This window comes from Halococcus agarilyticus (assembly GCF_000334895.1).
Taxonomy (GTDB): Archaea; Halobacteriota; Halobacteria; order Halobacteriales; family Halococcaceae; genus Halococcus; species Halococcus agarilyticus.
Genome location: NZ_BAFM01000001.1, coordinates 128,493 through 143,807, shown reverse-complemented (window position 1 = coordinate 143,807; position 15,315 = coordinate 128,493). Strand labels below are relative to the sequence as shown.

At 65.4% G+C, this 15,315-nt stretch carries 14 protein-coding genes and 1 tRNA gene; 9 read left to right on the top strand and 6 right to left on the bottom strand.

The genetic code is table 11. The features are described from left to right. The first annotated feature begins 108 nt into the window (after positions 1 to 108). From pan1 to TX76_RS00615, 6 genes are all read left to right on the top strand, one after another. A complete protein-coding gene (gene pan1, locus TX76_RS00640; RefSeq protein ID WP_049898286.1) occupies positions 109 to 1,323 on the top strand; it encodes a proteasome-activating nucleotidase Pan1 in 1,215 nt (404 codons plus the stop codon). 486 nt (positions 1,324 to 1,809) lie between these two features. Next, positions 1,810 to 2,727: an ABC transporter ATP-binding protein gene (locus TX76_RS00635; protein WP_049898284.1), complete on the top strand. Its 918-nt coding sequence runs from the start codon at positions 1,810 to 1,812 to the stop codon at positions 2,725 to 2,727. A 30-nt stretch (positions 2,728 to 2,757) separates the two neighbouring features. After that, entirely contained in the window at positions 2,758 to 4,191 is a 1,434-nt protein-coding gene (gene sufB / locus TX76_RS00630; protein ID WP_049898282.1) for a Fe-S cluster assembly protein SufB, read from the top strand. 21 nt (positions 4,192 to 4,212) lie between these two features. After that, the gene (gene sufD, locus TX76_RS00625) at positions 4,213 to 5,424 is read left to right on the top strand and encodes a Fe-S cluster assembly protein SufD (protein WP_049898281.1); all 1,212 of its coding nucleotides are present in this window, start codon (positions 4,213 to 4,215) and stop codon (positions 5,422 to 5,424) included. Between the two features lie 85 nt (positions 5,425 to 5,509). Then, positions 5,510 to 5,992, top strand: coding sequence for a rubrerythrin (locus TX76_RS00620; protein ID WP_049898280.1), 483 nt, complete (start codon positions 5,510 to 5,512; stop codon positions 5,990 to 5,992). 160 nt (positions 5,993 to 6,152) lie between these two features. Next, a complete protein-coding gene (locus TX76_RS00615; protein ID WP_049898567.1) occupies positions 6,153 to 6,584 on the top strand; it encodes a metal-dependent transcriptional regulator in 432 nt (143 codons plus the stop codon). A 26-nt stretch (positions 6,585 to 6,610) separates the two neighbouring features. Here the strand turns inward: TX76_RS00615 and TX76_RS00610 are convergent, their stop codons facing one another. Further along, positions 6,611 to 7,003, bottom strand: coding sequence for a hypothetical protein (locus TX76_RS00610; protein WP_049898277.1), 393 nt, complete (start codon positions 7,001 to 7,003; stop codon positions 6,611 to 6,613). Between the two features lie 328 nt (positions 7,004 to 7,331). Here TX76_RS00610 and TX76_RS00605 point away from each other — a divergent pair. After that, positions 7,332 to 7,404, top strand: a tRNA-Gln gene (locus TX76_RS00605). Between the two features lie 45 nt (positions 7,405 to 7,449). Here the strand turns inward: TX76_RS00605 and TX76_RS00600 are convergent. Next, a complete protein-coding gene (locus tag TX76_RS00600; RefSeq protein WP_049898276.1) occupies positions 7,450 to 8,232 on the bottom strand; it encodes a hypothetical protein in 783 nt (260 codons plus the stop codon). Positions 8,233 to 8,360: 128 nt separating this feature from the next. Next, positions 8,361 to 8,906 carry a plastocyanin/azurin family copper-binding protein gene (locus tag TX76_RS00595; RefSeq protein WP_049898274.1) on the bottom strand — a complete coding sequence of 182 codons (546 nt, stop codon included), beginning with the start codon at positions 8,904 to 8,906 and terminating at the stop codon, positions 8,361 to 8,363. 612 nt (positions 8,907 to 9,518) lie between these two features. Between TX76_RS00595 and TX76_RS00590 the strand changes: the two genes are divergently transcribed. Continuing rightward, positions 9,519 to 11,264 (top strand): Rieske (2Fe-2S) protein, encoded by a 1,746-nt coding sequence (locus tag TX76_RS00590; protein ID WP_049898272.1) that lies wholly within the window; start codon positions 9,519 to 9,521, stop codon positions 11,262 to 11,264. 218 nt (positions 11,265 to 11,482) lie between these two features. Here the strand turns inward: TX76_RS00590 and TX76_RS00585 are convergent, their stop codons facing one another. From TX76_RS00585 to dnaK, 3 genes are all read right to left on the bottom strand, one after another. Beyond that, positions 11,483 to 12,064: a VIT1/CCC1 transporter family protein gene (locus TX76_RS00585; RefSeq protein WP_049898271.1), complete on the bottom strand. Its 582-nt coding sequence runs from the start codon at positions 12,062 to 12,064 to the stop codon at positions 11,483 to 11,485. Next, positions 12,064 to 12,351 (bottom strand): DUF211 domain-containing protein, encoded by a 288-nt coding sequence (locus TX76_RS00580; protein ID WP_049898269.1) that lies wholly within the window; start codon positions 12,349 to 12,351, stop codon positions 12,064 to 12,066. Before TX76_RS00580 ends, TX76_RS00585 begins: the two co-directional genes overlap by 1 nt. A gap of 70 nt (positions 12,352 to 12,421) precedes the next feature. After that, positions 12,422 to 14,362 (bottom strand): molecular chaperone DnaK, encoded by a 1,941-nt coding sequence (gene dnaK / locus TX76_RS00575; protein WP_049898267.1) that lies wholly within the window; start codon positions 14,360 to 14,362, stop codon positions 12,422 to 12,424. Positions 14,363 to 14,590: 228 nt separating this feature from the next. Between dnaK and TX76_RS00570 the strand changes: the two genes are divergently transcribed. After that, positions 14,591 to 15,292 (top strand): YqjF family protein, encoded by a 702-nt coding sequence (locus TX76_RS00570; RefSeq protein WP_195155968.1) that lies wholly within the window; start codon positions 14,591 to 14,593, stop codon positions 15,290 to 15,292. Positions 15,293 to 15,315 lie beyond the last annotated feature (23 nt).

Sequence of the window (15,315 nt, the reverse complement as noted above, 5' to 3'; positions counted from 1 at the left end):
CCGACACGGGTCGGCGGCATACCGAAATGACTCACAACAATCCCTATGAGACAGCGAGCGATCGGCGCGACCCGAAGTCTCTTATGAACCAGCGCCCTATCGCTGGCAATGACCGATACGGTGGACGACGTGGAGCAACCGTACGATACCGACGCCTCACACCAGGAGAAGATCGATTCGCTCGAAGAGCGCATCGACATCCTCGACGCCCAGAACGAGGAGATGCGCGACAAGCTGCTCGACGCGAACGCCGAGAACAACAAGTTCCAGCAGAAACTCGAACGCCTCAACCACGAGAACAAGAAGCTGAAGCAGTCGCCGCTGTTCGTCGCCACGGTCCAAGAAGTCGCCGAGGACGGCGTCATCATCAAACAGCACGGCAACAACCAGGAGGCGCTCACCGAGGTCACCGACGAGCTCCGCGAGAAGCTCGAACCGGGCTCGCGGGTCGCGGTCAACAACTCCCTCTCCGTGGTGACCGACCTCTCGGACGAGACCGACGTCCGGGCACGCGTGATGGAGGTCGAGGAGAGCCCCGGGGTCGTGTACGACGACATCGGCGGGCTCGCCGAACAGATGAACGAGGTGCGCGAGACCGTCGAGCTCCCCCTGAAGAGCCCCGAGATGTTCGACGACGTCGGGATCCAGCCCCCATCGGGTGTGCTGCTCCACGGGCCGCCCGGAACGGGCAAGACGATGCTCGCGAAGGCGGTCGCGAACCAGACCGACGCGACGTTCATCAAGATGGCGGGCTCGGAGCTCGTCCACAAGTTCATCGGCGAGGGTGCGAAGCTCGTCCGGGATCTCTTCGAGGTCGCCCGCGAGCACGAGCCCGCGGTGATCTTCATCGACGAGATCGACGCGATCGCCTCCAAGAGAACGGACTCGAAGACATCGGGCGACGCCGAGGTCCAACGGACGATGATGCAGCTCCTCAGCGAGATGGACGGGTTCGAGGAGCGCGGCGAGGTTCGGATCATCGCCGCCACCAACCGCTTCGACATGCTCGATCGCGCGATCCTCCGGCCTGGTCGGTTCGACCGGCTCATCGAGGTCCCCAAACCCGACGCCGAGGGCCGCGAGAAGATCTTCGCGATCCACACCCAGGAGATGAACCTCGCCGACGACGTCGAGTTCTCGCAGCTCGCGGCCGACGCCGCCGACGCGAGCGGCGCGGACATCAAGGCCGTCTGCACCGAGGCCGGGATGTTCGCCATCCGCGACGAGCGCACCGAGGTCCGGATGACCGACTTCGACGAGGCGTGGGCGAAGATCGAAGCCGACGAGGAGGCGACCGGCGACGTGACCAAAACCTTCGCCTGAAAGCCCTCGGAACTGCGCGGGCCACCGGCCCGCGCATCCGGCCTCGCTTGCGCTCGGCCGGACGCCTGGCGGCGGTTCCTCGCCCTTTTCATGTCCGCCGGGAGAGCTTCGCTCTCCCGAGCCCTGCCTCACTTCGTTCGGCAGGACACCAGGACCGCATTGCGCGACCCGCGCTGTCGCGTCTGCTCACGGGCCGAGGCGCGTAGCGCCTCGTGGCGGCACGCGCTGAAGTCCCCGTCCCTCCCCGTGCGGCCGCGATAAACGCGGCCGCGTGGCTTCCTCCCGCTCCACACCGCCACTGCTCCGCCTCCGCGACTACATCGCCAACCGCTACCGCGCAGCGCTGCACGAAGTGCGATTCCCCTCCAGCCGACCTGGCCCGCGCGGCTTTGGCTCGCGACAAACATAATTTCCTCCATCGAAAATCGTTACCGGTGAATGAAAACCATTATCAGGTCGACGCGCCAACCAACGGACGATAGGACCATGGCACGCTTAGAGCTGCGGAACCTCCACGCACAGGTCGCGGAGGGCGGCGAGAAGATCCTCGACGGGGTCGATCTCGAAGTTCGATCGGGTGAGATCCACGCACTGATGGGACCGAACGGGTCTGGGAAGTCGACGACCGCGAAGGTCATCGCCGGCCACCCCGCCTACGAGGTCACCGACGGCGAGGTGCTCGTCCATCTCGACGAAGAGGAGTTCGAGGACATCGAGATCCCCGAGGACATGCGAACGGTGAACCTCCTCGATCTCGAACCCAACGAGCGCGCGGCGCTCGGCGTCTTCCTCGGCTTCCAGTACCCCGCCGAGATCGAGGGCGTCACGATGGTGAACTTCCTCCGCACCGCCCTGAACGCGAAGCTCGAAGAGCGCGAGGAGCTCTTCGAGGACGACGAAGGCGAGGAGGCAGAGGCCGACGCGGACGACGAGGACGCGGGCTACGACACCTCGCCGATGGAGGGCGACGTCGAGGAGGGCGACGTCGGCGTCGCGGAGTTCCAGGAAATCATGGCCGAGAAGATGGACCAGCTCGACATGGACACGGAGTTCGCCCAGCGTTACCTCAACGCGGGCTTCTCGGGCGGCGAGAAGAAGCAAAACGAGGTGCTCCAGGCCGCGATCCTCGAACCGTCGATCGCGGTGCTCGACGAGATCGACTCCGGGCTCGACATCGACCGGCTGCAGGACGTCTCGAACGGGATCAACGCGCTGCGGGACGAACAGGGCGCGGGCATCCTCCAGATCACCCACTACCAGCGGATCCTCGACTACGTCGAGCCCGATCACGTCCACGTGATGCTCGACGGCAAGATCGCCAAAAGCGGCGGCGCGGAGCTGGCCCACCAGCTCGAGGACGAGGGGTACGACTGGGTCCGTGAGGAAGCCTACGAGACAGCCTGATAAGGCTTCGACCACTACACAACACACATCATGAGTTCCGACCAAGACCACCTGCGCGAGACCGATTCGGAAGCTCGCTTCGAGTTCAAGAAGGAGGAGAGTTCGGCGTTCCGGGCTGAAAAGGGCGATCTCGACGAAGAGACCATCCGCCTGATCTCCGAGGACAAGGACGAACCCGAGTGGATGTTGGAGCGCCGCCTGCGCGCGCTCCGGCAGTTCCACGCGATGCCGATGCCGACCGACTGGCCGGGCCAGCCCGACCTCTCGGAGGTCGACATCGGCCAGATCGTGCCGTACATCCGGCCCGATATCGACACCCGGGGCGGCGTCGACGACTGGACCGACCTCCCCGAGGAGATCCAGGACACCTTCGACAAGCTGGGCATCCCCGAGGCCGAGAAGAACGCCCTCTCCGGGGTAGGCGCACAGTACGAGTCCGAGATCGTCTACCAGAACATGCAGGAGCGCTGGGAGGAGAAGGGCGTCGTCTTCTGTGACATGGACAAGGCGGTCCAGGAGCACGAAGAACTCGTCAAGGAGCACTTCATGACGAACTGTGTCCCGGCGAGCGACAACAAGTTCGCGGCGCTCCACGGCGCGATCTGGTCGGGTGGCTCGTTCGTCTACGTCCCCGAGGACGTCACGGTCGAGATGCCGATCCAGGCGTACTTCCGGATGAACTCGGAGGGGATGGGCCAGTTCGAGCACACCCTCATCATCGCCGAGGAGAACTCGGAGGTCCACTACATCGAGGGCTGTTCGGCCCCACAGTACAGCGAGTTCAACCTTCACTCCGGCGGCGTCGAAGTGTTCGTCGGCGAGAACGCCCACGTCCAGTACTCCACCGTCCAAAACTGGTCGAAGAACACCTACAACCTGAACACCAAGCGCGCGATCTGCGAGCGCGAGGGCACGATGGAGTGGATCTCGGGCTCGATGGGCTCGAAGGCCACGATGCTCTACCCCTCGACCATCCTGAAGGGTCGTGGTGCGACGGACAACCACATCACGATCGCCTTTGCGGGCGAGGGCCAGAACATCGACACCGGCGCGAAGGTCTACCACAACGCGCCCGACACCAAGAGCACGATCGAATCCAAGAGCATCAGCAAGGACGGCGGGCGCACGAACTACCGTGGCCTGGTCCACATCTCCGACGGCGCGGAGAACTCCTCGACGAGCGTCGAGTGCGACGCGCTGATGTTCGACAACGAGTCGACCTCCGACACGATGCCGTACATGGAGATCGAGGAGTCGAAGGTCGACGTCGCCCACGAGGCTACTGTGGGGAAGATCGGCGACGAGGACGTCTTCTACCTCCAGAGCCGGGGCCTCGACGACGACGACGCGAAGCAGATGATCGTCGCCGGGTTCATCGAGCCGATCACCGAAGAACTACCCATCGAGTACGCGGTCGAGCTCAACCGGCTGATCGAACTCGAAATGGAAGGGAGCCTCGGGTAAGCTCCCCACCGGACTATCGCAATGAGTACACAGGTACACGCAAACCTCACCGAGGAGCAGGTCAAGCAGATTTCCGAGGGACTCGACGAACCCGAGTGGCTGCTGGAGACACGTCTCGACGCGCTCGACGCGCTCGAAGGGCTAGAGATGCCCGACGTCATCAGAACTCCAGGACGCAACTGGACGAACCTCTACGACCTCGATTTCGCGGGGTTCGTCGATCCCCTCAATGCGGCCGAGGAGAAGGACCAGGTCGGTCCCGAGGAGGTCGAGGTCATGTCGATCGCGGAAGCGCTCGACGAGCGCGAGGAGCTCGTCCGCGAGGGCTTCGGCTCGGTCGTCGACCCCGAGGAGAACTACCTCACGGCGCTCTCGACCGCGCTCTTCAGCACCGGCACAGTCGTCTACGTCCCCGAAGGCGTCGACGCCGAGGACGTCACCGTTCGGACCCGGATGAACTCCCAGTCGCTGTTCAACTACACCCTCGTCGTCACCGAGAAATCGAGTTCGGTGACGATCCTCGAACGACAGACGACTGGTGACGAGGTCGACGGCGAGCGCTACTACAGCGGGCTCGTCGAGATCGATGCGGGCGAGAACTCGAACGTCCAGTACGGCTCGCTCCAGAACGTCGACGAGGAGACGTACACCTACACCCTCAAGCGCGGTCACGCCGACAGCCACGCCACGATCAACTGGATCGAGGGGAACGTCGGCTCGCGGCTCACGAAGTCCTCGGTCGAGACCCATCTCCAGGGCGAGGGGTCGGAGTCCCAGATCGTCGGAGCCTTCTTCGGTCACAACGACCAGCACTTCGACGTCGCCGCGCGGGTCTGGCACGAGGCCGAGCACACGACCGCCGACCTCGTGACCCGCGGCGTGCTCGACGACGACGCCCGATCGGTCTACGAGGGCGTTCAGGACGTCGGCTCGGACGCGTGGGACACCTCCTCGTACCAGCGCGAGAACACCCTGATGCTGAGCGACGAATCGGAGGCCGACGCCTCACCGAAGCTCATCATCAACAACCACGACACCGAGGCGAGCCACTCCGCCACCGTGGGCCAGGTCGACCAGCAGGACCTGTTCTACATGACCTCGCGCGGGGTGTCGCCACGCATGGCACGGAACATGCTCGTCGAGGGCTTCTTCGTCCCAGTCTTGGAGGAGATCGCGGTCGAGGAGTTCCGCGACGACCTCTCCGATCTCGTGGCCGAGCGGCTGCGGGAGTAATCGCTTAAGTCCTTCCGTCCGCGAACCAGGGTATGGACGTCCACGAGGCATCGGTTTTCGAGCGCGTTCTTTTTAGGTGGTTGCCGTGAGCGTGAGCCAGCCGGTGGCCTCGGACCACCAGCTCGCCCGTCTCCTCCAGATCGGGGTCGTGCTGGAGGAGGTCGTCGAAGCGCGCGCCCACCAGCACGCCCAGTCGTTCGAGGCGGATCTCGACCCCGAGATCGAGGCGCTACTGGAACACGCCGCCGAGGAGTCCGCCGAGCACCGCGACCGGCTCGCGGCGCTGATCGACGAACTCGACGCCGAACAGATCCCCTTCGAGCAGATCGAGCCGCTCGTCGCCGACCACTACGAGCGCGATCGGGACACCGACGGCGTGCTCTACGACCAGCTCGCGAACGAGGAAACTGCTTATAAATTCTACGACGATCTCGTCGCCGCGATCGAGGCGAGCACCGGTGAGTTCGGGATCGAGCGCGAGCGGCTCGTCGGGACGCTGTCGGCGATCCGCGAGGAGGAAGCCGAGGGGGCGGAGGAAGTCACGAAACTCATGGAGGATCGCGAATGAGCCGGGTCATCTCATCGACCGACCGGGAGGGGAACGACGATGAGCACGATCGTACACTTCGGGCGCTCCCTGTCTTCGAGCGGGCAACGCCCGCTCGAATGGTCCGTGGGACTCCGCAGGAGTCCCACGCTACTCACGGCGGCCACGGGGAGTGGTCGCCGTGAACACGGCCGAGCAGTACCTGAAGGCGATCTACCTCGTCCAGCAGGTCGAGAACGGCCCGGCGGCCACAGGTAGATTGGCCGACACTCTCGACGTGAGCCCCGCGAGCGCCAACGAGATGATCGGGAAGCTCGAATCCCGCGGGCTCGCCGACCACGAGAAGTACAAGGGTGTCACGCTCACCGACGAGGGGATCGAACGCGCGCGTGACTCGCTCCAGACGTACTGCATCATCGAGCGGTTCCTGGTGGAGGTGCTCGGCGTCGAGGAGTTCCGCGCCGAAGCCGGCCAGCTCGAAAGCGTGATCGATGAAACTGTGGCCGAGCGCCTCGACACCATCATCGATCGCGAGCCACAGTGTCCCGACTGCTTCGCCCCGGACGAGGACGTCTGTGCGCTGCTCGACGCCGAACCAGGCGCGGCGGACTGACCCCGCGGACGCGATCGAGCGCACCGTCAGGGCCCGTCGGTCCACGACTCCGGCGGCGGAACGATCCCCCACGCGACGAGCGCGAGCACGATCAGGTAGCAGCCGAGCGCGCCTGCGCCAGCGACGACGAACCACGCAGCGCGCACGACGACGGCGAGCACACCGAGAGCGAGTGCGACCCCGACGACCGCGGCTCTGACGCCTCGCCGTGCCCAGACCCGTCGGACGCGTTCGGGATCGCGACCGGCGAGCAGTTCGAACCCCACGGTCGAGCCAGCACCGAGCAGAATCGCCGACGGCGAGACGTCGATCCGCGTGATCCGGATGACTGCGACCGCGAGGACGAGGACGGCTGCGGCGAGCGCTCCGTCGGCCAGCCTGGTCGGTGGCTCCGGCGGCGCGCTCCGTTCGTCGTCCACGTCGACGGCGTTTCGGATCGCCTGGCGGAAAAGGGGTGGTCTCGAAGCGTTCAAGTGTGGTCCGGCGATACTCCGAAACGAAGTCCCGTGGTGTCTCGTCGAACGTAGTCTTCGAAACGGCTTCGCCGTTTCGTGATCTCGAAGTGCCTTCGGCACTTCGATGGCTCGTCGGAGCGGCGAAGCCGCTCCGAGATGACGAAAGGCGCTTCGCGTCTTTCGAACCATGAGGCGAGACTCACGGGACAAACGAGCGCAGCGAGTGCAGTCCCGTGGTGGTGAGAAAACCCGAAGGGTTTTCGAGGTACGCGGGACGACGAGTGAAGCGAGGAGTCCCGTGGTGTAGTGGCCAATCATAATGGCCTTTGGAGCCATTGACCGCAGTTCGAATCTGCGCGGGACTATATCGCGGAGGATCGTTGTGTCGCTTCGCAACGGGTGGATCGTCGTCAGGTCCACTCGATCTCGAACACGCGAGCGTCGCAGCCACGACAGACAGCGCTGACGACATCGTACGACCGACAGCACGAGTCGACGACTTCCTCGCCGAGTGCCACGGAGCCGTCACACGCCGGGCAGGTTTCGAGGAACAGCCGGAGACTACCGAGGAGCTGAAGCCGCTCGACGGGCGTCAGTGTTCCCCACGACGACACCGACGCCGGAAGGACGTCGGTCGCGGCCACGTCGGCGACGATCGCGGCTGCGGAGCTCCACTGGCCGACGGTCGCGTTGTCGTGGATCGCGACGACGTTGCCGTCGACCGTCTCGAACGTCAGGTCGTCACCGGGGTCGTCGATCGCGCGTTCGAGGTGTGTCGCTCCCGGGTCGCGTTCCCGAACGACCTCGATCCGGTCGCGCCACGCGGTTCGAAAGTCGGGCTGGAGACAGAGGTCATCCGCGTGCTCGCACGGGCCGATCACGTCGGCGTCCATCAGGAGCTCCTCGGGGGAGAACGCCTCGGAGGTCGACGAGCGGGCCGGTGCCTTCCCGAACCGCCGAAGCACGCGATCGGGGAGATAGCGCTTCGTTAGTGTCGGCGTGCCGGGGACGAGATACCCACGGAGGTAGATGACGGCGAGACAGGCCGCGAACGCCATCGCGCCGACGCCCCCGGTCCAGAGTCCGAGAACGCCACACGCGACGACCGCGATCCCGACGTTGACCACCGTACACGGAGTGCAGCGGTTCTCGCCGACGTGTTCCGGCTGTCGGAATCGGGAAAGGATCTCCATCGGCCTCCGTTTGCGGTCCGGTCCAGTTCAATCGTGTGGTCGCACGAACCCTCGCGACGATGGACGAGCCGTGAGGTCGGTATCGTTGACCACGGAGCGGGGACGACACAGGCTCGGTTCCGGCAACGCTACTCCTCGCTCGTGTTCTCGTAGTCGCCACCGTACTTCATGAAGACGTAGGCGAGACCGAGCGTCGACAGCATGAAGCTCATCGCGGCGATGCCGAGGGTCTTCGCGCTGTTCGGCACCGCGGGCTCGGAGGAGCCGCCACCGCCACCACCCTCGCTGACCTCGATGGTGCCGATCATGCCGGCGGGCTCGTGGGGGTCACAGACGTAGCCGAACGAGCCGGTCTCCTCGAACGGCGGCGTCGTGAAGCTGAAACCCGAATCCTCGATCGGCTGGTGACCCCAGTCGCCGTCGTCGGGGTTGACGTTGTGGCCGCCCGAATCCCAGACGAACTTCACCGCCGACCCGGGCGCGATCGTCGCCGTTTCGGGGTCGAACGTGAGGCTGCCGCCTGGCCCGACGGTGACTTCCGTGGCCCCGCCGCCACCGCCCTCACCCTCCTGGGCTGCCGCCGTCCCGCTCGCGCCCGCGACGGCCGCCGTCCCCGCTGCCGTCCGGAGGAACCCACGTCGGCTCACCGGCTCGTCGGCGTCGGTCTCGCTCATACCAGGCCTACCGACTGGCGCGTACTGAACATTACGATGCACTTTTTTTTACTTCGTCGGGTGCGCTCGCTGCGCTCACGGGTCGCATTCGCTCCCCGTTCGCAACGAGGTCGTTCGAGAGAGCGAAGCTCTCTCGTGATGACGAGACGCCGAAGGCGTCTCGAACCACGCTTACTTTGTTCGCGCCTCGCACCGCTCGCGCACCCTCCTCGCAAAAACCTGCACTGAAAACGCCCGCTCGCTCCCCACGGTCGCTCGCGGTAGGACTGCCGGCGCTTCCCGCAACTGCATCGTAGAAGCCCTCGCTCCCTCCGGAAGAGCTTCGCTCTTCCGTGCTCTCGCTCGCCTCGTCTGCTCACGGGCGCTTCGCGCCCGTTCGCATGGTCCGCGGGACCTCCGGTCGCTCGCCCTTCATCCACCAGGCGAGCTTCGCTCCCCTAAGCCTCGGCTCACTTCGTTCGCCGAGACGCCAGGGCCGCCACCGCTCAGCACCGCAACGCTGGTAGATATCACCCTTCATAGATCGTCAGCGTCGTCGTTCACAAACACCAATCGAACAACAAAAAGTCGTTTCAGCGAACCGTTTTGTAGGTATGCCACCAACGCACGCACATGGCGGTCGAAGACACGGAGTACGTCCAGGTCGCATCGCTGTCGGATCTCGAAGACGAGGGTCGGCAGGTCGTGAGCAACGACGGCCGACCGATCGCACTCTTCCACCACGAGGGCGAGGTCTACGCCGTCGACAACCGGTGTCCGCACATGGGGTTCCCGCTCACTCGCGGCACCGTCGAGGACGGCATTCTGACGTGTCACTGGCACCACGCGCGCTTCGAGCTGGAGGAGGGCGACACGTTCGACCTCTTCGCCGACGACGTCCAGACCTTCCCGACCGACGTGCGGGAGGGTGAGGTGTATCTCGATCCCGACCCCGAACCCGACGTGCCACCCGCGACCCGGCGGCGCAACCGGCTCGCCGACGGTCTCCAGGAGAACATCTCGCTCGTGATGGCGAAGTCGGTCATCGGCTTGGACGAGGAGGGCGAGGGGTTCTACACGCCGCTCGAAACGGCGGTCAACTTCGGCACCAGGTACCGCGCGATGGGGTGGGGTCGCGGCCTCACCACGCTCGGCTGCATGGCGAACCTCCACGGCCACGTCGGCGGCCGCGACAAGCGCCGCGCGATGTTCATGGGGGTCCGCGAGGTCGCCGACGACTCCGCGGGCGAACCGCCTCGCTTCCAGCAGTACGCCTTCGACAACCGGGACCTCTCGAAGTCGCGGCTCAAGTCGTGGTTCCGGAACACCTGCGAGGTGCGCGACACCGACGGCGCGGAGCGGTGTCTGCTCACCGCGATCGACTCCCTCCCGCCCGAGGACGTCGCGGAAATCGTGTTCACCGCCGCGACCGATCACCGCTACATGAACGCCGGCCACACGCTGGATTTCATCAACACCGCGTTCGAGACCACTCGACATCTCGGCTGGGAGGAGCACGCCGACGCCGCACTCGCCTCGACGGTCGCCCAGATCACCGACGCCACCCGCTCGGAGGAGCTCTCGTCGTGGCGACAGCCCGTCGACATCGCCAGTCTCTGCGCCGACGCGAACGATCTCCTGCCCGACCTCGTGGCGGCCGGCGAGGGGAAAGACTGGAAGCGCCCCGAGGAGTTCGTCGAGACGCTGCTTTCGGAGGACGCCGAGGCGATCATCGACGCGCTGACCGACGCGATCAAGGCGGGCGCGACGACCAGGCAGCTCGCGGACGCGGTCGCGCGCGCGGCCACGCGACGGGTGCTGTGGTTCGCCACGAACAACGAGTTCAACGACTGGAACACCGTCCACCACACGTTCACCTACGCGAACGCGGTCCACCGCGCGACCCGGAAGACCGACGCGACCGAACTCTACCGGGCGTGTTTCGACGGCGCGATGAGCGTCTACCTCGATCGGTTCCTCAACTCGCCGCGCGCGCCGGTGCCCGATCCCGACGAGTCCGATCGCGATCCCGCCGACGTTCGCGCCGATCTGCTCGACGCGTTCGACGAGCAGGGACAGGTCAACCAGGCGGCGGCGCTCGTGAGCGAGCACTTCGACGCCGGCGGCGATCCCGACGACCTGAAGCGCACGCTCGGTCGGGGACTGCTCCGCGAGGACGCGAACTTCCACACCCTCCAGAACGTCGAAGGCGCGTTCGGCCGGTTCGAGGTCGTCGACGACGCGGACGAACAGCGGATGGCGCTGATGGCGTGTGCGCGCTACATGGCCGCGCACTTCCCGACCCGGCGCTCGAACGAGCAGACCTTTTCGATCGCAACTCGGCTCCACCGGGGCGAGCGCCTCCACGAGGTGGAGTAACGACTGTGGGCCGAAATCCGTTCATTGCCGAAGGCGGTGGCGCGCGCGGACACCGTGCGAGGGATGACTGAGCCGAACGAGGTGAGGCGAAGGAGTCGGTTGGGGAGGTGTGTGGTCTGCGGTCTCTCATTTGCACCGTGATTCGTTGTCGACGAATCGGCTACTGATACCATGGCTGCCAACCCCCACCAACCAACAGTCGGAACGGGATTTTACAGCTATCCCGGCAGAAAGACGTTGAGAACCGCGACGACGATCCCGGCAAGCCCCATGCGAATGCCGGCGACGTACCACCGCTGGCGCGAGATCGAAGCCATGTACGCGCCGAAGGCGAACAACACGCCGACCGCGATCCCGACCGAGACCAGCGTCGCCTCGAACAGCGTGAACACCGCCCCCTCGAACAGGAACGGGGTGAGCGGCACCACGAGCCCGAGCAGCGGGCCGAGACCGCTCATCAGCGCGTTGACGACCTGGTTGCTCATCTTGTCACGCTCGACCTGCGTGTCACTCAGATTGGTGAGCATCGCCTCTTCGGTTTCTTGGATCTCGGCGCGCATCTCCGCCCGTTCGATCTCCCAGACGCTCCAGACTCCGGAGGTGGTGAGGCCGACGGCCGCACCGAGGCCGAGACTGATGACGGTGAGCCCGTCGTCGATCCCCGAGAGGTATGCGCCGACCGTGACGCCGACTCCGGTGAGCGCGCCGTCGAACCCGTTCGAGACGAAATACCGCCTGGCGATCGGGCCGATCACGTCGGTTCCGATCCGCTCGCGCAGCGACCCCGAGTCCGCACTCATCAGTCCTGAGGCGTCGGGGCGTCCTCGACGATGCGCTCACCGCAGGCGACCTGATCGACCGAGTGAACCGTCGCGCCCGTATCCTCGATCACCGCCGTCACCTCGTCGTAATCGATGTCATCGCCCTCGACGGTGAACTTGATGTTGCGAACCTCCTCGTCCATCTCGATGAGAATGGCGTTCACCCCATCGACGCCGTCGGTGTCGGCGATCTCCTGGGCGATCGAGAGCATCGTCGGCTCGTGGGGTTTGAGAACGTCCAGCACCAGCTGGCGGATCGTGGCCATACGACTCCAGTACGGAGCCGCACCGATAAGGAGGTGTTGATGTAACTATGTGCTCGTCGCGCGAGTCCCGTCAGGAAGACGATTCCTCGTCTTCGTCGTTTTCGTCCACATCCTCGAAGTCGGCGTCGACGTACTCCTCGTCGTCGTCGGCCGCGCCGTCGCCGCCCATGTCACCCATTCCTCCGGGGCCCGCGCCGCCGGGCCCGCCCGCCGCACCGCCAGGGCCGGCACCCGCGCCGCCGGCTCCGCCCGCAGCCTGCTGGGCGGCCTCCTGTTGCTGGTACATCTGCTTGCCGATCTCCTGAAGCTCGGTCGAGAGCTCCTCGGTTGCGTCCTGGAGCTCCTCGGTCGTGGCGTCCTCGTCCTCCAGAACTGCTTCGACGTCGCCGATCGCGTCCTCGATGTCGGCGCGGAGATCGTCGTCGACCTCCTCCTCGTTCTCTTCGAGGAGCGAGTTCGCGCGCTGGACGGCGCTCTCGGCCTCGTTGCGGGCCTCGATGCGCTCGCGCCGCTGCTCGTCCTCCTCGGCGTACTCCTCGGCTTCCTCCTGCATCCGGTCGATCTCGTCGTCAGAGAGGCCCGCACCGCCCTCGATGGTGATGTCCTCCTTGTTGCCCGAGCCCTGATCCTCGGCCTCGACGTTCACGATACCGTTCTCGTCGATGTTGAACGTCACTTCGATCTGAGGCGTCCCTGCAGGAGCGGGCGGAATCCCCGAGAGCTGGAACTCGCCCAGCAGCTCGTTCTCGTCGGCGATCTCGCGCTCGCCCTGGAAGACCCGAACCTGGACCTGGGTCTGGTTCGCCGCCGCGGTGGTGAAGATCTTCGATTCCTCCGTGGGAATCGTGGTGTTCTTCTCGATCAGGCGCTCGAAGAGACCTCCTTTGACCTCGATCCCGAGCGAGAGTGGAGTGACGTCGAGCAGCACGATGTCGTCGACGTCCCCGGAGAGCACGCCGCCCTGGATCGCCGCGCCGAGCGCGACGGCCTCGTCGGGGTTGACGTTCTTCTGGGGGTCCTGACCGGCGAGATCCGAAACCTGCTCTTGGACCTGTGGCATCCGAGTCGAACCACCCACGAGAATCACTTCGTCGATGTCGTCGGCGTCGTAGTCAGCGTCCGAGAGCGCCTGCTCGGTTGGCTCGACGGTCCGTTCGATGAGGCCCGACGTGAGGGACTCGAACTTCGCGCGGGTGAGATCCTCTTCGAGGTGGACCGGTCCCGAGTCCGTGGCGGTGATGAACGGGAGGTTGATCGTGGTCTCTTTGCGGTTCGAGAGTTCGATCTTGGCCTCCTCGGCCGCGTCCTTCAACCGCTGGAGGGCCTGCCTGTCCTCCCGAAGATCGAACCCGTGCTCTGACTCGAACTCCGCCGCGAGCCAGTCGACGATGGCGTCGTCCCAGTCGTCCCCGCCGAGGTCGTTGTCACCGTTCGTGGCGACGACCTCGTAGACCCCACCACCCAGATCGAGCACCGAGACGTCGAACGTCCCGCCGCCGAGGTCGTAGACCATCACGGTCTGGTCGGACTCGTCGTCGAGGCCGTACGCCATCGAGGCCGCTGTTGGCTCGTTGATGATGCGCTCGACCTCGAAGCCCGCGATCTCGCCGGCGTCCTTCGTCGCCTGGCGCTGGCTGTCCGAGAAGTACGCCGGCACCGTGATCACCGCCTTCTCGATCTCCTCGCCGAGGTACTCCTCGGCGTCCCGTTTGATCTTGCCGAGGATCAGTGCCGAGATCTCTTCCGGAGTGTAGTCCTCGCCGTCGATCTCGACGGTGTGATCCTCTCCCATGTAGCGTTTGATCGATTCGACGGTCCGATCTGGGTTCTGGATCGCCTGGTTCTTCGCCGGTTTGCCGACGAGTCGCTCGTCGTCGTCGAAAGCCACCACGGAGGGTGTGGTGCGATCTCCCTCGCCATTCACAATGATTTCGGGGTCGCCACCCTCCATCACTGCGAAGGCGCTGTTCGTCGTGCCGAGATCGATACCGAGGATCTTGTTGCTCGCCATTGTTGGGTACGCGTATCGCTTTCGGCGGGTTAAAAGTTGCTAAGATGCGTCACCAGCCGCGTCTCGTTGATCGTACTCCCCGGTTGCGGTTTCGCGGTTCGCGAGCCGTGATCGTCACCGACCTATATTCCGACCGCAATACGACCGCTCGGCGGGCGATCAACCGAACGCGCTCTCGGCTCGTGTCCACGGCGAAACACACGAGCCTTCGTGGCCCCTTCCACATCCATGGTCGTCGCCCTCGCGATGGACTGGCAGGAGCTTCTCTTCGCCAACTGGCCCGTCGATCCCGACCTCGTCGATGCACACCTGCCGGACGCGCTCGCCGTCGACACCTACGACGGGAGCGCGTGGCTCTCGGTGGTGCCGTTCACGAACGCGGCCGTCCGCCCGCGCGGGCTTCCCACCCGACTCGGTGTCGACCTCCCCGAACTCAACCTCCGAACCTACGTCACCTGTGAGGACACCCCCAGCGTCTACTTCTTCAGCCTCGACGCCGAGGGCGTGCTGGGCGTGCTTGGCGCACGCCTCTTTCACCACCTGCCGTACTACTACGCCCGCATGAACCACCGTCGAAGCGAGAGCGGTACGAGTCGGTTCGAGAGTCGTCGGTTCCACCCCGGCGCGCGGCCGGTGGAGTTCGCCGCCACCTACGAACCCGCGGGCGAGCGGTTCGACCCGGAATCGGACCCCCTCGCGACCTTCCTGACCGAGCGCTACCGCTTTCACACCGAGGCCCCCGACGGCACGGTGCGGTACTCGACTGTCGAACACGATCCGTGGCCGCTCTACCCCGCGAACGTACGGATCGACGAGAACACCATCTTCCGAGCGAACGGGTTCGCCGATCCAGTAAGGGAACCGGTTCACTACTACAGCCCTGGCGTCGAGATCACTACCTCGCCGAGCAAGCGACTGCAAGAAGAGTAGTTGACTCGGGACGCTGTCGACGA

What these genes read in the sequence shown, in the direction of transcription:
- TX76_RS00635 (WP_049898284.1), top strand. Translation starts at nt 1,810, where the DNA reads ATGGCACGCTTAGAGCTGCGGAACCTCCACGCACAGGTCGCGGAGGGC.
- TX76_RS00600 (WP_049898276.1), bottom strand. Translation starts at nt 8,232, where the DNA reads ATGGAGATCCTTTCCCGATTCCGACAGCCGGAACACGTCGGCGAGAAC.
- TX76_RS00570 (WP_195155968.1), top strand. Translation starts at nt 14,591, where the DNA reads ATGGTCGTCGCCCTCGCGATGGACTGGCAGGAGCTTCTCTTCGCCAAC.
- TX76_RS00595 (WP_049898274.1), bottom strand. Translation starts at nt 8,906, where the DNA reads ATGAGCGAGACCGACGCCGACGAGCCGGTGAGCCGACGTGGGTTCCTC.
- TX76_RS00590 (WP_049898272.1), top strand. Translation starts at nt 9,519, where the DNA reads ATGGCGGTCGAAGACACGGAGTACGTCCAGGTCGCATCGCTGTCGGAT.
- TX76_RS00585 (WP_049898271.1), bottom strand. Translation starts at nt 12,064, where the DNA reads ATGAGTGCGGACTCGGGGTCGCTGCGCGAGCGGATCGGAACCGACGTG.
- dnaK (WP_049898267.1), bottom strand. Translation starts at nt 14,362, where the DNA reads ATGGCGAGCAACAAGATCCTCGGTATCGATCTCGGCACGACGAACAGC.
- sufD (WP_049898281.1), top strand. Translation starts at nt 4,213, where the DNA reads ATGAGTACACAGGTACACGCAAACCTCACCGAGGAGCAGGTCAAGCAG.
- sufB (WP_049898282.1), top strand. Translation starts at nt 2,758, where the DNA reads ATGAGTTCCGACCAAGACCACCTGCGCGAGACCGATTCGGAAGCTCGC.
- TX76_RS00580 (WP_049898269.1), bottom strand. Translation starts at nt 12,351, where the DNA reads ATGGCCACGATCCGCCAGCTGGTGCTGGACGTTCTCAAACCCCACGAG.
- pan1 (WP_049898286.1), top strand. Translation starts at nt 109, where the DNA reads ATGACCGATACGGTGGACGACGTGGAGCAACCGTACGATACCGACGCC.